Consider the following 20,090-nt stretch of genomic DNA (forward strand, 5'->3'; position numbering starts at 1 on the left):
TTAGTTAAAAGTTATCATATCGACAATGAATCAGTTTATTATTTCTTGTACCAGTTCGCACAAGTCATTCGTGCTCAAAACACTCCCTGTGATTGTTTTTCTTTCTTTTGTGTTTATCATCAGTTCTAATATCTATGCGCAAACTTCAGATCCTAATATACCCGATACTAATGGTGTGGTAACATCTATTGTTAGTGATGGACAGCACATTTATGTAGCTGGTGATTTTACTGAAGTTGGTGGAGTGCCTAGAGAACTTGTTGCAAGGTTACTTTTAGATGGTACCTTAGATACATCATGGGATTCTCCTTTAGGTGGTGCTAATGGAGGGCAAATCCAGACAATGAGTATTGATACTTTTACCCAAGAATTACTCATAGGCGGTTTTATCCCATCGGGAAAAACCGGTGTAGATGAAAACGGCACAGAACAAATGCTTGCCAATAGAACGGCTCGAATAGATTTAAGCACAGGCGCTTACTTGGGATCCTTAACTGGCTTTCCTAATTTTAATTTATCTGGAGGTATTATTGCAGATGAAAATTTTGTTTATGTAGCAGGATCAAATGGACAAACTGCAAAACTAGATAGAAATAATAATTATAACAGTGTAAGCTGGAATCTTAGTTTCATTGGTAACTCTAGCGCATTTCACCGCGATGGAGATGCGCTTTACGTAAATGCTTTTGAGATTGTACAAGGCACCTTTAGTAATAAAAATCTGGCTAAAACTGATTTGCTGGGTACTGTAGATGAAAGTTTTAAACCTGCTATTAACCGTATCGTAAACGCCATTACCACAGATGATAATTATGTCTACATTGGTGGAGATTTTACATTGGTTAACGGTACATCGGTAAATTATGTAGCACGATTAGATAAAACAACAGGTCAACTAGATGAGAGTTGGTTGCCAGCGGCTAACGGCAGAGTTTATGCCATAAGTCTTACTGAAAATCATGTTTACATAGGTGGAACATCTACTTTGATTAAAGTAGATAAAACCACAGGGGCTAATGACCCGGATTGGTCTGCAAGTGTATCAAATAATGTTAATAGTATTTTAGTACAGGATGAGGATATTCTTATAGGAGGTAATTTCAATTTTTTGATTGATGGAGCTACTGTAAAACGAAATTTAGCGAAGATTTTACCTTCACAAAATTTTGCTCCTTTCATTACCACCTGGGAAGTAGCTTCCGGTGATTTATCCATTTATATTCCCACAGGATCATATACCTATGATTTTACAATAGATTGGGGTGATGGCACAACTGAAACTATTTCAGGTATTGACCCAACTCCTTCCCACACTTATGCCTCAGCCGGTACCTACACTGTTGAAATATCTGAGACTTTTCCGTGGATGACTCATTTAGATCAAGCAGATGCCGCTAATGCGACTAAGTTAATTACCGTTGAGCAATGGGGCGATATTGCTTGGGGAAATATGAGTGGTATGTTTAAAAATGCAAGCAATCTCACATATAATGCTCAGGATAGCCCAGACCTTTCTTCCGTAAGCGATATGAGCTTTATGTTTGATGGTGCCAGTAGCTTTAATGGAGCTATTGGTAGCTGGGATGTCTCGAATGTGACCAATATGTTGTTAATGTTTAAAGATGCTAGCTCCTTTAATCAGGATATCGGTAACTGGGATATGTCTAAGGTGGTTATCACTGCAGGTATGTTTTTGGGAGCCTCCAGCTTTAACCAGGATATTGGAAACTGGGATGTTTCTGCCTGTACGGATATGACTGCTATGTTCCAGATGGCTTCAGCCTTTAATCAAAACATAGGTGGTTGGGATGTTTCCAATGTTTTCAATATGAACAACATGTTTGGTCAGGCCACCGCTTTCAACGGAGCTATTGGGAGCTGGGGAGCGAGAACTTCTAAGGTTACAAATATGGCAGGCATGTTTTTTCAAGCCAGCGCCTTTAACCAGGATATAAGCAGCTGGGATGTATCGAGTGTGACCAGTATGCAAGGTATGTTTGGAGAGGCCACTGCCTTTAATCAAAATATTGGGAGTTGGGATGTATCCAACGTCACCGATATGAATGGCATGTTTGCACAGGCCACCGCTTTTAACGGAGCTATTGGCAGCTGGGCTGAGAAAGTTTCCAACGTTACCAACATGTCTGCAATGTTCTTTAAGGCCAGTACCTTTAACCAGGATATTAATAATTGGAATGTTTCTAATGTGACCAATATGGCAGGTATGTTTTCTGAAGCATCCGCTTTTAATCAGCCTTTAGGGAGTTGGGATGTTTCCAAGGTCACTAATATGTTCAATATGTTTCAGGCGGCCACCGTTTTTAACGGAGCTATTGGCACCTGGTCAGAGAAAACCTCTAATGTTACGAATATGGCAGGTATGTTCTTTCAGGCCGGAGCCTTCAATCAGAAAATTAGTAGCTGGGATGTTTCGAGTGTAACTACTATGCAGGGCATGTTTTCTGAAGCATCTGCTTTCAACCAGTTTTTAGAGAGTTGGGATGTATCCAAGGTTACCAACATGAATAATATGTTCCAAGGAGCTACGGCATTTAATCAGCCAATAGGCCTTTGGGATGTGTCCAATGTTGATAATATGATGGGAATGTTTTTTGATGCGAGTGCCTTTAATCAGGATTTGAGTCAGTGGAATGTTTCCAGATCTACAGATTTGACAGGTATGTTTGGAGATGCTATAGCCTTCAATCAAGACCTTAGCGATTGGGATGTTTCGAATGTTACCAATATGTCCGGTATGTTAATTAACTCTGGATTAAGCACTGCTAATTATGACTCCTTATTGGAAGGCTGGAGCCAGCTCACTTTGCAGAATAACGTGACTTTGGATGCAAATGGTTTAACCTACTCTTGTGATGATGGATACGCCGCTAGACAAAGCATTATAGATGCTTATGGCTGGACTTTTAATGGGGATAATTCGATAGATAATGTAGAGCCAACCGTATCAGTTAAGGATATCACGGTAGAATTAGATATAAATGGACAAGTGGTGATTACCGCGGACCAAATTGATAATGGGAGCAGCGATAATTGTACTCCAGAAGCTGAGCTTACATTTACGCTCAGCCAAGATACCTTTACAGAAATTGATACGTACACAGTAACGCTCACAGTAAAAGATATTGCTGGAAATACTGCAATGAAAGACTTTACTGTTATTGTAGAAGCGGCAGACATTTCCAATCTCACGGTAGCGTCCATCACTGACAAGACATACACAGGTAATGAGATAGAGCCTACAATAGTGGTTCAGGGTGGTAATACTACCTTGGTAGAAGGTATAGACTTTGAATTGACCTATTCTAATAATATAAATGTAGGAACGGCAACGGTGACAATAAGTGGTATCGGTAATTTCAGCGGAACGACGAGTCAGACCTTTGTTATTAGGAAGGCTCCGCTGACAATCACAGTTGACGATAAACAGAAGACCTATGGCGAAGCTAACCCAGCTTTAACCTTCACGTACACAGGTCTGGTCAATAGCGATATAAAAGTGGCTACCGAACCAAGCATCAGTACGACAGCAACAGCAGGTTCGAATGTGGGAACTTACCCAATCACCTTGATCGCTGGATCAGATCAGAACTACGCGATCACCTTGGTGAACGGTACGCTGACAATCGGCCAAAAAGCCCTTACGATCATAGCAGATGATAAGCAGAAGGTGTATGGCGAAGCAAATCCTGCTTTGACCTTCAGTTATACGGGATTGGTGAATGGAGACGAGAAAGCAGCAACAGAGCCAAGTATTGCAACGACAGCAACAGCAAGTTCGAATTTTGGAACTTATCCAATCACTTTGATTGGAGCAGCGGATGTGAACTATGACATCACGCTAAAAGCAGGTGAATTGGAAGTTACCAAATCTACTTTGACGATCACAGCGGATAATAAGTTTAAAGCTTTTGGACAAGAAAATCCAGTTTTGTCTTTCACGTACTCAGGATTGGTGAATGGAGACAAGAAAGCAGCAACAGAGCCAAGTATTGCAACGACAGCAACAGCAATTTCGAATGTTGGAACCTATCCAATTACTTTGGAAGGAGCAGCAGACGCGAATTATAACATCACGCTAAAAGCAGGTGAATTGGAAGTCACCAAAGCTACTTTGACGATCACAGCGGATAATAAGTCTAAAGTTTATGGACAAGAAAATCCAGTTTTGTCTTTCACGTACTCAGGATTGGTGAATGGAGACGAGAAAGTAGCAACCGAGCCAAGCATCAGCACGACAGCAACAGCAAGTTCGAATGTTGGAATCTACCCAATTATTTTGGAAGGAGCAGCGGATACTAATTATGACATCACGCTAAAAGCAGGTGAATTGGAAGTTACCAAAGCTACTTTGATGCTCACAGCCGAAGACAAGTCAAAAGTCTACGGCGAAGCCAATCCAGCCTTAACTTTCATTTACTCAGGTTTAGTCAATGGAGATACACAAGTAGCAACAGAGCCAGGCATTACAACAACTGCTACGGCAAGCTCAAATGTTGGAACTTATCCGATTACTTTATCAGGTGGAGTAGATGCGAATTATGACATCACTTTGGTTGATGGAACACTGACAGTTGGTCAAAAAGCAGTAACCATCACAGCTGAGGACAAAAACAAGGTTTATGGCGAAGCTAATCAAGCATTAATCTTTACCTACACAGGTTTGGTTAATGGAGATACACAAGTAGCAACAGAGCCAAGTATTGCAACTACTGCAACAGTAAGCTCAAATGTTGGGACTTATCCGATTACTTTATCAGGTGGTCTTGATGCGAATTATGATATCACTTTGGTTGATGGAACATTGACAGTTGGACAAAAAGCAGTTACCATCACAGCAGAGAATAAGTCGAAAGTCTATGGCGAAGCAAATCCAGCCTTGACTTTCACTTACTCAGGTTTGGTGAATGGAGACGAGAAATTAGCAACCGAGCCTAGCATTTCAACAACTGCTACTGCAAGCTCAAATGTCGGAACTTATCTAATTACTTTAGCGGGTGACGTAGATGCGAATTATAATATCACGCTAGTTGATGGAGAGCTGGAAGTAACACAAGCTACTCTGACGATCACAGCCGATGAAGGGCAGTCCAAAATCTTTGGGACGGCTGATCCGGTATTGAGCTATTCTGCAACAGGTTTTGCAGCTGGTGATGATGAACAAGTATTGACAGGTACTTTGACAAGGGATGTTGGTGAAGTCATAGGAACCTATCCAATTAATCTTGGAAGTTTAGCAGCTGGAGGAAACTATCAGATTGTATATACAAGCGCAGATTTTGAGATTATCCCTGCGGTGATTGAATCGGTCATGCAGCCTGCTCCAATCGAGACAGTTTGGGGAGTTTATCCAGGTTTACCTTCCACAGTCACAGTAATGACAACTGATGGTCAATTCCTATCATTACCGATCACATGGGATTTACAAGCCTTGTATGTCTTCGGGAATGGAGAGTATCCACTAACGGCAACCATTAATTTACCATCAGGAATTCTGAATACAGAAGCGTTGACAGTTGAGATCGTGGTGACTGTTCTTCCTAAGCCAGCACAAGAGAATATTCTGCTTGACAACAACAGTTTTGAAGCAGAAGCTGGACAGAATTTTATCGCAGTGGGTAACCTGACCGTAATAGACCCAATCGATAATCAGCATGATATTTCATTGGCAGATTTGGCCTTTGATAATGTGTATTTCCAGATTAACAATGGAACCTTATTCTGGAACTCAGCAGAAAGGGCAGATGGCAGAACAGAATTTAAGGTTTTGGTACGCGTACAGGATCGAGATGGAAATATTCTTGAAAAGGAGTTTACCATTATCAGAAATAGGACATCAGTAAGTAATATTGAAATCTTCAATACCTTCACTCCTGATGGAGACAATGTAAATGATACTTGGGGAATAAAAGAATTGAGATTCTATGATGGAGTAAGGATTCAAATATTCGACAGAGGAGGAGAAAGGATGTTCTACACGGAGAATCCAGATGTCCGTTGGGATGGGACTTTCAAGGGCAAAGAGTTACCAATCGGGACTTATTATTGGACAATTGAAGTAGGAGAAACAGGAGAAGTAAGAAAAGGAATGTTGAATCTTTTAAGAAAATAGGCAAAAGGGACTAGGGAAAAGGCGAAAGGACGAGTTTGTGAATAAATGACTCGTCACCCCTTTCTCCTTTAACCTTTGACCTTTCACCTCAAAATATAAAATCATGAAAAAAACAATCATCTTATTTATAGGAATAGCCCTTGTAACGACAACGGATATTCTTGCTCAATCCCGAAAATACATCTCTCAATTCAGTCACTTACAGGGCTACTATAACCCAGCACTGACAGGCTATGAAGGCTCTATGCTGAGAGGCTTTGTCCGCAATCAGTGGGCAGGCTGGGAGGGAGCACCAAAGACTTACTTTGCTTCGGCAGAACTAGACTTCGGCCAACTCTCTGGTCAGGCCTCAGGAGATATCCTAGGCAAGAATGCAGCAGGGATCTCCATCCTACATGATCAGTATGGAGCCTTTGCTGAGACAGAATTTGTGGCTAGCTATGCCTCAAGAATCCAAGTGGGAGAAAAGACCAACCTAAGATTGGGGGCAGGCTTAAACTACCGTTCTATTCGTTTGGATGGGAATAGTATGACAACAGAGCAAGCAGATGATCCGATAGTAGGTCAATACTTCGGGAGCTTCTCGAATATGCAGGTGGTGGACTTCAATTTAGGGATAGCGCTGACACACCCAAGCTACTATGTCTCCTATGCAGTACACCATGTGAATCAAGGAGCGATCAACTCTGGAGATGTGTTTATGGAAAGAATGCCAAGAGTAGGCATCTTCCAAGCAGGTTATAGAAATAGACTGAACGACAACCTGGCCCTAGCGACTAACTTCATGTACAGGAGTCAGATAGACTTGCCAGACAATGTAGAATTCAATATGAAAGTTGTCTTGAAAGAGAAGTTCTGGCTAGGAGGTGGGCACAGGATAGACTATGCGAACAACTTCCAGTTTGGCTTGCTCTTCGACAAGATGCGCATAGGCTACATTTACGAGATGCCGATGCTGAGAAGCTACTTACTACCCAATGTGACCCATGAATTTATGTTGACCTATGCCTTATTTGGAGACAGGAGAGGGCTGATTTGGTAGTGCTTTTAAAAGAGGATGTTAAAGTGACATCCTCTCCTTATTGAAAAATTAACTCTTAAAATTTAAACACATTCTAACGAGATAATCTTTTTGATTTTTTTTTAACTTTCTAGAATATCAATTTTTAATTCTTTATTAAACTCACCTGGAGTTAGACCTGTAAAACTCTTGAAAGCCCGATAGAAAGTTGTATAAGAATTAAACCCTACTTTTTCTGCAAGAACCTTAAAATCAACTGCCTCCCCATTGCTGATAAGTTGATCCATTTGAGCTTTAGCTTCATTGATTCTTAAGCGATTGATTAATCCTCTGAAATTATCATCTCCATTTTGACTTATAGATTCGTAAATGTATTGTCTGTTTGTTCCAAGTTCGCTTGCTAAAGTTTGTTGATTAAATTTTGGATCTAGGTAGAGTTTATTATTTTTAATGAATTCAATAATCTCAGCAAATAGCTTTTGATGATCAAATCCTTCCTTTAGGTTTTTTTCTAGAACGTGAGCAATTTTCTGTGTATTGGAGGGCTTAGTTAATTCGATATAAGATAATTGTCTTTCAAGTTCTTTTTCTTTTTGAAACAACAGTTTACGAGTTGCTGAATTTTTAAAGTTGATGAATCCTAAAAACATTAGTAACATACTAGCTGATATAATTACTATAATAAAGAGCCTATTTTTAGCTTTTCCTTCTGCTATTAAAATCTTTTGATTTGTAATTAGAAGATCCTTCTTTTCCACTTCAAATGCTATTGTTAGCTGGTTAAGTTTTTCTAATTGAGCATCACCCCTTATTGTCATGCGTTTTTTATCATAGGTTTCAAATTGGTTTAATGCGTTTTTGAAATCACCATTTTCTTTATAAGCTATGTATAGCATACTGTCTACTTTAGCCTGCAGTTGGATAATGGGGCGTTCTAGAAGGACTTTTAAACATTGATGTCCCAGTAAAATAGCATCACTATATTTTTTTTTGTACAAAGCTGTTTCTGTAAGACTTGCAAGTCCCATAGCGAGAAGCTGATTATTACCTATTTTTTTTGCACTTTCATTAGCTATTTTTAGGTAGATTTCCTGAGCTTCATAATTCCTTTGACCTAAGTAATTATCTGCGATGGAACCATATGCCCTGCTGATAAGATCTAAGGCATTTTCTTTTTTAGCCAATTGAACCGATTTCAAGAGGAATTCATTACTTTTTTCGTACTCGTCAAGTTGAGAATATGCTAATCCAATGTTGTAATTATCGACTTTAAGGTTAATACTGTCCTTGGTCTTCTCTGTGATTGAAAGTGCCTCTGTATAAAAATCTAATGATTCATTATATTTTTTATTTTGCAAAGAAATGTTTCCGAGTGCTAATAGTGCTGCTCTTAGAAATATAAAATCATTTTCTTTTTTGGAAAAGTCGTAAAGTTTCTCGGCATAGATTAAAGCACTGTCAAGTTTCCCTGTACGAATATATCCATAGCAAACAGCACGAAATGTTTCTCCTCTTAACCTTGATTCCTGTTTGGACTCCAACAATTTTTCTGATTTTTTCGCTGTAGCCAAAGATTCTAGGAATTCACCTTGAAGCAGTTCAGCCTGACTTTTTCGATTCAAATAATAGACTTGTTGCTCCAAGCTTATTTGTTTTAGTTGACTAAGTTGAATATCAATTAATTTTTCAGCTTCTTTTAATTGGTTTTTTTGAAGATATTCTTCCAGTTGAGAATTTTTGAATGGTCTACCCGATTGTGCTAAAACTTGATTCGAGGCATATACATTAAGTAGTAGGACCAGGAGAATTTGTCTTAAATAAATGGGTTGAAATCTAATTTTTTGTTTTGGCGTAATGTTTAAGCTAGTCATTCTAAGGTTTAGAAAGTGAATTCTGGCGATCTTATTTAATTAAATTATATGATTATCCGCAATCATACCAGTAAGGATAAATTGAAGCAACGATGAGTCGGTCAAATAGCTTTTGACCAAAATATCTTCTGTTGAGCTTATAACAAAACTCGTCAAGATAGTTCTGCATCATCCTTTCTGTTATCATGTGGTATGTTTGCAAGTGTTTCTTTAAGTTACTAATGGCAATATGAACCCATTTGAGGTTGAAGTTGCCTTCATTTGTTCCAGAAATTTCTCTGACATGAACATCAATACAATCACTCAGATCAGAGAAGGTGGTACTCTTATCTGTTTGAAGAACAGTGTTTTTATCAATAAACTCTTTGATTAAAGACTGCGCTGTTTTAGCCTCCAAGTTCTTTATCTTCTTCATCTTGAAATATCTACAACTCTTATCAAGTTTACCTGAGTTTGGATCCTCTAATACGGTTGATTCAGCCATTACAGCTACTTTTGACTGTTTTTGGCTTCCTCTTCCTCGTTTAAGCTTGCTCTTGGTTTTATTATTGACTGCCTTTCCAACAAAAGCTTCATCATATTCAACCATATCTTCCAACCTGTAGATATCATCACGTTTCCCCATTACTACCCTGATTTTATGATACATTCTAAAAACGGGCTCTTATCGCTTTAAACAAAGTTGTCTTTGTAGCTCTGCTGCACTAAATCCCTTCTTGGTAGCAGATATGAATGTAATAGCAAGCAGCCATGTACGAATTGGAAGGTTACTGTTTTCCATGACAGTTCCGCTTTTGATACTGGTTCGGAAACCACAAGATGCACACTGAAAAGCCACCTTGTTTTCAAGCCAATATTGCTTGGTACAAGAACATCTTTTACAGATTACTCCTTGTTGAAGTCTTTGATTCTTAATGAATTCTACACAAGATGATTCGTCTGGAAAGCGATTGATGAAGTTGATAATATTCATGGTCAAAACCTTTTATTTTGACCCAATTTATATAGATTGAATGATCACAAATAGCAAATGTCACTAACTGTCATATTATATTTATTTGGCTACTGGTGTAATTGCGGATATACATATTAAATTATATGTATATCCGCTTCTATACCAGTAGCGACTTATAATAGTCTAAATCCTAAATTTAAGGCGCTGTGGACTGTTAGCTGTCGACAGTTGACAATTATCCGCAAGATTACTTGTGACAAAATCACATACTGGTGTCATTGCGGATAATCATATTAAATTATTTCAAAAATCAATTTCAAATCTTAAGACTGATATTAAATCATATCAAGGATGTTAAAATGATTTTTGAAACAAAAATCATTAAATAAAAACTTAAAGTGTATTATATGTTAATTTTTGTAAATGAAAATGATTTATCTATTTGTTGACTAGGTGAAAAAATTAATTTCTAATTATTTTTCAGTACCTACTTATCACTTTAAATCCTGTGATTTAAACTATACTTTCCGAATATATTTATTTATTTCTGAATCTTAGGATTTTTTGATCGGGTTAAGATGATTATTTCGCTCAATTTCTTTCAAAAATGCATAATTTCAAAAACACAAAAAGTTAAAACACAAAGCATTAGGTTTTTTTGTGTTTTTGAAATGCTGTTATTGTGATTTTGAAATCAGAAATGGTACATCTCTAGACAATTTTGCAACATCCTTAAAATGGGAATATATAAAACTGTTAATCTAGAAGTATGAAAAAGTCCATTTCACATTCACCCCACTTTCATTTGGTAAGATCATTGCCTTCATTTTTAAAAAATCTAGGGATATATCTATTGTTTTTATTTTTCTTCTGGATCAGTTCATATGATGCTTCGGCTCTAACCCAATACTTTAATTATTATGATTCCCGTGATAAAATAACAGTCGTTGAAAATATTGCTCCGAATATTACTTCTTCTGATTTTGAATTTAATGATGAATTAGCTTCCGTTACTTCCCGAAGCTCCGTTTATTCCATCTCAAATAATTTACTTAGGATTGGAAAATCAGGGCAAAGCCAAGTTTTGAATGGGAGTGGAACTGGAGTTTTCAGTGAAGCAATTACCGGCCTAAATGCAGAAACTACGTACGATGTCCGTGCTTATGCTATCAATAGCGAAGGTGCTAGTTATGGAAATGAGGAGAGTTTTAGAACCTCGGCACTCCCTATTTCTAACTCACCAAATAATGTATTGTATTTTGATGCGGATGCTAAAGTAGAAGGGTTATCTGGAATATCCCCAAGTTCCTTCACCATCGAATTTTGGATCTACCTTGATGGCTCAGGTAACCAATATCAAGGAGTTTATTGGTCTGACAATGATGATTCTGAATTGGGTATTTATGTAGAAGAAGATAATTCTGTCTCCATATGGGATCAGAATTTTGAGGACTATAACTCAGGTTTAGATAATAAACTATTGACAAACGATTGGACTCATGTTGCTTTCACTTACGATGGGTCTATCTTATTGATCTACTTAAATGGTAATCACGTTAGTTCTCATAATGCAAGTGACTTGCAGCTTCCCACCACTAATGTTCAAATGGGTGATAATAATGATGGTACCTATGGTAGTTATAATTTGGGCAACAGTGCATTGGATGAATTAAGAATATGGAGTCTGGTGCGAACACAAACAGAAATACGGAATAATAAGGATATACAATTTTCAATCGTTCCCGCAGGGCTGGAACGATACTATACATTTAATGAGGGAACTGGTGGCACTAACAATGCCGGAGTGACCAGTCTTCAGGATGTCACAACTAATGGAATTAATGGAACACTATCAGGTTTTTCTCTGAGCGGTACCACCTCAAATTGGATTGCTAGAAACTCCTTAGTATCTTCCAATACAGCTCCGGTTGTCACCTCCCCCACCGTAACTACCTCAGCCGCCTCAGACATCACTGCTACTATAGCAAGATTTGGTGGCAATGTGACCGAAGATGGTGGAGCTGCAGTTACAGCCCGAGGCTTTGTTTATTCTAGTACTGACAATACTCCCACTATCGGTGAGGGTGACGTAACTGATGTGCCTGTTGGTAGTGGAACGGGAGTTTTCAATGAAGCTGTTACCGGATTAAGTTCTTCTACTACGTATCACTATCAGGCATATGCCACTAATAGTGCGGGGACGAGCTATGGTGGGGTGCAGAGTTTCGATACTGTGACTGACTGCACCACCCCTCCAGACCAAACCTTCGGGGATTATGAGGATATAAACTATTTAAGCTCGGCTACCTACCAATGTATTGTTTACTTCTCTAGTAATGGCGAAGTAGGTATTGGGAATTCTCTAAGCCAGGCCATCTCTGATAGTCCACTCTTTTCGGGTAGTGCAGTTGTGATGTATGGTAACACCGCGGGCGGACATGTTGGGTTTAAAAGTGTTTCTACAGCCAATAACTTCAAGTTGGTCTCTTTGGTAGCTGAATTTTTTGGCCATTCAAATGGAAGTGTCTCAGAAATATATACCATCAAGGGCTATGATGAGGGAGTTGAAAAAGTAAGTGTCGATGGATTTGCGGTAACCACCTCAGCAACCTATGGAGTAAATAGTGCAGCGATTGGTTATATAAGAGAAGATTTTAATACTAGTCGAAATAATTCTGGAACTTTAACCTTTGGTTCTGGCTGGAGTAATATTGATGAGGTCAGGTTTTTTCCAGAAGATGCCACACCATATAACAACGTTTATTTAGCTCTAGATAATATTGATTTTGAACCAGCGGAAATAGGAAGTTCAAGTCCAATTGTATCCACTGATGTTGCTTCAGCTATTTCATCCACTGGCGCTACCCTCAATGGAAATGTAACTTCCGACGGAGGATCTTCTGTCACAGCCCGAGGCTTTGTTTATTCTAGTACTGACAATACCCCTACCATCGGAGAGACTGGGGTAACTCAAGTTGCTGACGGAACAGGAATCGGTTCGTTTAGCGAAGCCCTTACCGGATTAAGTTCTTCTACTACGTATCACTATCAGGCTTATGCCACTAATAGTGTTGGCACTACTTATGGCGGAGTGGAGAGTTTTACTACTGCTTTTGAAGGAGTACTCCTTAGCACGAACCCGACTTTGCAGTTTTCTGCTTCGAATGCTACAATATTAGGTGCAATCATCACTGATGGACAATTTGGTTCAACGGCTATTTCTGATGCTAATATTCAGCTTTTTGAGGCAAGTTTAAGCGGAAATACAACAAATCAGAATTTGGCTTATTATACAGAACCCCTTAATGGAGGCATTGTAAAAAGTGCAGGTGACGGATCACCGATGATGGTAATTGCGGAACAAGGTGGTGAAGAGTTCGACTTTAGAGGAATAGAAGTTGCAGAATATTTAGGAGGTGGATATACCATAAAGATCGAGGGAAAACGAAATGGTTTATCAACTGGCTCAATTACTACTTCAGTGGATCCCAATACCTTCATTTGGTTATTAAATACATCTGAATTGACCAGATCCATCTTTCAAAATGTGGACCGAGTAGAAATCTCAGATAACGAAGGACAGCTTCTCTTTATCTATTTGAACAAAATTACGGTTGGAGCTCCAGTTTCGGTCGTAATTCCTTCTCTATCAACTTCCTCAGCGTCAGGTATCACCGCTACCACAGCAATAATGGGTGGCAATGTAACCGCTGACGGTGGATCAACAGTTTCAGCCCGTGGGTTTGTATATTCTTCCGCAGATAATATTCCCATTATAGGCGAGGACGGCGTCATCAATATTACAGTTAATAAGCAGACAGGAGTTTTTAGTGAAACTGTTACCGGATTGAGTCCTTCTACTACGTATTACTATCAGGCTTATGCAACCAATAGTACAGGCACTAGCTATGGGGGAGTTCAGAGTTTTAGCACTCTTAATCAAGAATGTTTGATCCAATCAGCTGTTAATACAATAGATGATGTGGAAAATAGTTATGGGTTGATAAGTCAAAGTTTTACGGCTTGTCAGGATGGTTCAATCAAGCATATTAAAGTTCTATCCGCTATTAATGGTTCAGAATATCCAGTTAACTCAGTTCAAATGACCATCAGGTCTGGAGACGGGTTAGTAGGGTCAATCATTAAAATCATAAATATTTCAACTGATATTTTTGTTGAAGCTACTAGCCTAACTCAGTATTCTTTAATTGACCTGTCAAGCGAAAGCATACATATGACTCAAGGCCAACAATATACGTTTGGTTTTGAGGGTGATGTAAGCAATGCCGTTCAACTTTATTATAGTTTTACAAAACCTGATTTACAAAGTATTTATCCAGGAGGGAAATTTTATTTTGGAGGAGAACAACAGGCAGAAATTGATTTGATTTTTGAGATGGAATTAGGGCCTGCAATCTATGTCTCTCCACCATCAGTAACCATCATTACCGCCTCTGATGTCACGTCCTCAGGCGCCACTCTCAATGCAGAAGTTACCTCAGATGGAGGGGCTTCAGTTACCACCCGGGGCTTTGTGTATTCTAGGACCGACGCAACGCCTACGATCGGAGAACCAGAGGTAATCCAGGGGACTGATGGTGATGGAACGGGTATTTTTAGCCAAGAAATCACAGACCTTACAGCAGGAACAACCTACTATGCACGGGCCTACGCTACTAATAGTGCTGGGACGACTTATGGAGAAATTCAAAGTCTCAAAACAAGTCTCACTCCAAGAATAATAATCGATTTTGAGGAATCAACAAGGACATACAGTGGATGGAATACAAAAACACTTACAATTGATCACATTGATATAGCTTCTGATTTTTACTTGACTTCATCTGCATCACCTGTTTCCAAAGGATCGGTTTTAGGTTGGGCATTTAATGGCGGCGAAGGAACCTATTTCGGGGACCCAGACTTTGAGACACAGGTGGAATTATCTGTTGATCAAGGACGTTTGTTTGATCTTAGTTCCTTATTTATCTCAAATCAGGGTAATTCAGGATCTGATCCTACTGATTTTACTTTTAGTACGAATAAGGGAAGAGTTGTGATTTCTGTTCCACTGGACGAAACTGGGAGTTTGACAGAAGTCAATTTTGCAAGCCTTTTAAATCCTAGTTATTTTGAAGGAGTCTCAAGCGTCACTATACAGGCACCAGGCTCAGGAGTATGGTTTGAGATTGATGATATTGAAGTCAGTAATTTAAGTGATGCTCCAAGTACTGCCCCGTCTGTTACAACTTCCCCTTTTTCAAGTGTTTCTTCAACAGGCGCTACCCTCAATGGTAATGTAACCTCGGACGGAGGAGCTTCTGTCACCGCCCGGGGCTTTGTGTATTCAAGCACCGACACTACGCCCACGATTGGAGAACCAGGGGTAACCCAAGTAACAGACGGTTATGGAACTGGTATTTTTAGCCAAGAAATCACTGAGGTTACCATAGGCACAACATACTATGCGCGTGCCTATGCAACTAACAGTGTTGGGACCACTTATGGTGATGAGATAAGTTTCACAATTCCCAAAATCCAGCTGACCATCACTGAGCCGAACGTTACTACGAGCAAGGTGTTTGATGGAAATACAACGGCTGTAATTGTATCCTTGGGTACGGTTACCGGTGTTCTTGCCGGGGAAGATGTGACCGTGGCAGGCATTGCTGTTTATGAAGACAGTGAGGTAGGAGTGAACAAAAGGATCACAGTGAGCTATACTCTTGATGGAGCAGCTAAAGCCTATTATTTGGCTCCAGAATCTGATATCATCACTACAGGAGAGATCAAAGAAGCAATTAACGATCTTGACGGTGATGGCATTCCGGATGAAGTTGATCCAGATATAGATGGAGACGGGATAGATAATGTCACCGAGCAACAGGTGCCCAATGCGACAGGTATTGGATTGGGTGACGGTAATGGTGATGCTATTCCTGATTACTTGCAAGCTCATGTGGTTTCTTTCAAGAGTGCTGAGCTGGGTATTCGCAATGATGAACAGTTTGTGACCATGGCTACGTCTGTAGGAGACTATAAATTTTCTGAGGTGGTCTCTGAGAAGAAGCCTACCGGATTAGCGAGAAGTGTATCGTCCCGACTTCCGTATGGGGTGACCAAGTTTACCCTTGATGGTTTACAATCCGGGGAAGAAATTAATCTGTCCATATTTGTGGGAAAGACCACTGCGCTGACTGGATATTTTAAGCAAGCTAATGGACAGACGGCTTGGACAAATTTGATTCAAGGAGGAATTTCTACCCAAGAGAATAAGAAATCACTCACATTTACCATTTCTGATAATGGGGTGTACGATTTAGATGCGACTGATGGAGTGTTGAAGGATCCGGGCTTGATTACTGCCTACCCTATGATTTTCAGTAATGGAGGAGATGAGATAGCTGAGTTTGGAGTGAAAGAAAATCAGCTTGCTGTGACCACCATACAGGCTTCAGACTTGGAGTGGAATACCTTCACTTATGGAATTGAAATGGGAGCAGATGAGCTACTTTTTGACGTTAATGCAGACACCGGTGAGCTGAAGTTTAAAGCTGCTCCTGATTTTGAGAATCCAAGAGATTCAGATCAGGATAATGTATATGAACTGATCGTGAATGCCTTTGCCAGTAATGGCACCGTCGATCGACAGCAGTTATTTATTACAGTAGAAGATGATAATGATACTCCATCATTCCGGATTCCTGAGGGAGGAATAGTCTATCTAAGGGGATTGGTTGAATTTGAGGATGAAGCTTCGGCTTCGTCCACTGATGAAAATCCGGGCGACGATATGTTTGGCTTTGGATTCGATGGAGAGGAGACGCTGGATCTATACTCCTTGTTTGAGGACCAAGACCAGTCAGGGGGAAACACCATGACCGGTATGGCTATCAGTGAAAATACTGCTGATGCAGTTATGGAAGGGGTTTGGGAATACTCCACGGATCTGGATGCTCTGGTGTGGTATCCGATTGGTGCGGTGTCAAAGGATAATGCCTTACTCTTGGATATGGAAGCCTTTATCAGATTCGTACCTGTGCCGAATTTCTTTGGATCGCCGAAAGGCTTGAAGGTCCATCCTGTGGATGGCTCCGGAGCGACGGTGGCCCCCGAGTTTAATTCTGCAGGGGGCACGGCTTGGACATTTGACAATGAGAAAAAATATTACACCAGGTTGAATGATGATGTAGCCAACTCTTCAGTTGGAGTAGGATCAATAGAGATAAATATAAAAATAGAAGGAACAGAAGATCTTCCGGAATCCAAAGCGCTGTTGGTCAATGGAATAGCTATTGTGGAAGAGGAGCTGACGGGCAGCTACACCTATGTGGATGTGGATGGTGATTTGGAGTCAGGCACTGAACTGGGCTGGTTCGGATCTGTAACGGGATTGGCAGACAGCTGGATCTCGATTATTGGGGCATCCAGTGCAGAATTTACCCTGACTCAGTCTGAGGCTAATCATTACATCCGGTTTGGGGTAAGACCAAATGACGGCAAAGCCTTTGGGGAATGGAGCTACAGCGAGGCGGTAGGTCCTGTGATCTCAAAAGGAAAGGTTCAGCTCACCATCAGTGCACCGGTTTTGACGCTGAGCAAGGAATACGATGGAAGCAACACCGCTTTGGTAACAGCGGGAACACTATCGGGAGTGTTTTCAGGTGATGAGGTAACCGTGACAGCGACTGCGAGCTATGCAGATGCAAATGCGGGAACTGTCAAAACCATAACGGTGACCTATACGCTATCGGGCAAGGATGCAGAAAAGTATTTGGCTCCTGCAGACGATCAGTATACTGGAATCATTATAGTAAAAGCATTAACGATCACAGCGGATAATAAGTCAAAAGTTTACGGACAAGCTAATCCAACTTTGACCTTCACATACTCAGGTCTAGTGAACGGTGATTCAAAAGCAGCAACAGAGCCAAGTATTGCAACGACAGCAACAGCAAGTCCGAATGTTGGAACTTATCCAATTACTTTGGAAGGAGCAGCAGACGCGAACTATAACATCACACTGAAAGCAGGAGAACTGGAAGTTACCAAAGCAACTTTGACGATCACAGCAGATAATAATTCTAAGGTCTATGGACAAGAAAACCCTTCATTGACTCTTACTTACACAGGTCTGGTGAACGGAGATACAAAAGTGAGCAGCGAGGCAAAAATTTCCACTACGGCAACAGTTCGGTCGAATGTGGGTACTTACCCGATCACGCTAAGCGGCGGGTCAGACGATAACTATGACATCGAACTGAAAGCAGGAATACTGACAGTAGGCAAAGCGAAGGTAACGATCACAGCTGATGACAAGAATAAAGTTTATGGTGAATCGAATCCTGCCTTGACCTTCAAATACACAGGTTTGGTGAATGAGGATAGCAAGATTGCCATTGAGCCAATAATCAGTACTTCGGCTACAGTTTTGAGCAAAGCAGGTACCTATGCGATAGAGCTGACAGGTGGATCAGATGATAATTACGAAATCGAGCTGAAAAATGGTACACTGACCGTAGGCAAAGTGAAGGTGATTATAACCGCTGACAACAAGCAGAAGACTTATGGTGAAGCGAATCCAGCCTTGACCTTCACCTACAGTGGCTTGGTTAATGGCAACACAAAAGTGGCTACTGAGCCAAGCATCAAAACGACAACGACAGCAAGTTCCAATTTGGGAACGTATCCTATTGAATTGACAGGTGGATCAGACGATAATTATGATATCGAGCTAAAATCCGGAACACTGACGGTAGGTAAAGCGAAGGTAACGATCACAGCTGATGATAAGAATAAAGTTTATGGTGAATCGAATCCAGCCTTGACCTTCAGCTACAGTGGCTTGGTTAATGGCGACACAAAAGTGGCTACTGAGCCAAGCATCAAAACGACAACGACAGCAAGTTCCAATGTGGGAACTTATCCGATCACGCTGACAGGCGGATCAGATGATAATTATGATATCGAGCTAAAATCCGGAACACTGATGGTAGGCAAAGCCAAAGTGATCATTACCGCTGACAACAAGCAGAAGACTTATGGTGAGGCCAATCCTGCCTTGACCTTCAGCTATGCAGGTCTTGTGAATGGTGATACAGAGTTAAGTACGGAGCCAAGCATTCGCACCACGGCTACAGCAAGTTCAGGAGTAGGCACCTATCCAATCACCTTGACAGGAGGCTCAGATGCGAACTATGACATTACGCTAGTAGCTGGAGAATTGATATTGAAACAGGCGACTTTGACAATTACAGCATCTGATCAATCCAAAGTCTATGACCTAGAAGATCCAGAGTTCACCTATACAGTGACTGGCCTGATAGGAACAGACCAATTGAGTGGTTCACTCTCAAGGGAACAAGGAGAAGATGTGGGTAAGTATGCCATCATCTTGGGAACATTGACTGGAGGCAATAATTATCAAATTGCATATACAGCAGCTGAATTGGAAATCATTCCAACAAGCATCAGTGAAATCTTTGAAATAGGAATTTTACAGATGAATTGGGGTGCTACTCCTAATCTTCCAATCACCATAGTACTAATGGCTACCAATGGAAGACCATACTTCCTTGATGTGACTTGGAATCAATCCACACTGAATAGATTCAGAAGAGGCACTTATGATTTGGTAGGAGAAGTGACAGATACTGCTTGGATCAAAAATCTTGAATCTTTAAAGTCAGCTATTAAAGTTTCCGTCCTTCCAAAACCAGCTCCGCAAGATGTTTTATTATCTAATAATACATTCGAAGGTATCAAAACAAGCCAGGAATTGGCTATAGGATCATTGACCGTAGTTGATCCTGTGGATAACATGCACTGGCTTGGCCTTCTTGATGGTTTGGAGGATAATAGATACTTCAAAGTGATCAACGATGTGCTCTACTGGAGCAGTGAAGATCCTGCGGCAGGCAGAACCACATTCAAGGTTGTCGTGAGGGTAACTGACAGGGACTTCAATACGCTGGACAAGGTCTTTGAAATCACAAGAAACAGAGAGCGTGTATCAGAGATTGAGATCTACAATACCTTCACACCAGATGGAGATGGTATCAATGATAACTGGGGTGTACCAGAGATTCGCTACTATACAGGAGCAAGAGTTCA

The 20,090-nt window shown here is 40.4% G+C and carries 4 protein-coding genes and 1 pseudogene; 3 read left to right on the forward strand and 2 right to left on the reverse strand.

Annotated features, from left to right (window positions below; translation table 11 throughout):
• Positions 1 to 25 precede the first annotated feature (25 nt).
• Positions 26 to 6,130, forward strand: coding sequence for an MBG domain-containing protein (locus IEV57_RS17765; RefSeq protein WP_188444389.1), 6,105 nt, complete (start codon positions 26 to 28; stop codon positions 6,128 to 6,130).
• A gap of 103 nt (positions 6,131 to 6,233) precedes the next feature.
• Positions 6,234 to 7,172 carry a PorP/SprF family type IX secretion system membrane protein gene (locus tag IEV57_RS17770; RefSeq protein WP_188444390.1) on the forward strand — a complete coding sequence of 313 codons (939 nt, stop codon included), beginning with the start codon at positions 6,234 to 6,236 and terminating at the stop codon, positions 7,170 to 7,172.
• 101 nt (positions 7,173 to 7,273) lie between these two features.
• Here IEV57_RS17770 and IEV57_RS17775 read toward each other — a convergent pair whose 3' ends face one another.
• Entirely contained in the window at positions 7,274 to 9,022 is a 1,749-nt protein-coding gene (locus tag IEV57_RS17775) for an AraC family transcriptional regulator (protein ID WP_188444391.1), read from the reverse strand.
• A gap of 52 nt (positions 9,023 to 9,074) precedes the next feature.
• Positions 9,075 to 9,995 (reverse strand): annotated as a pseudogene (locus IEV57_RS17780) (IS1595 family transposase).
• A gap of 751 nt (positions 9,996 to 10,746) precedes the next feature.
• Here IEV57_RS17780 and IEV57_RS17785 point away from each other — a divergent pair.
• Positions 10,747 to 20,090, forward strand: a 9,344-nt coding sequence (locus IEV57_RS17785) for an MBG domain-containing protein (protein WP_229744560.1), incomplete at its 3' end; no start/stop codon positions are given.

It is taken from the genome of Belliella aquatica, assembly GCF_014637795.1.
In the GTDB taxonomy this organism is placed as follows: domain Bacteria; phylum Bacteroidota; class Bacteroidia; order Cytophagales; family Cyclobacteriaceae; genus Belliella; species Belliella aquatica.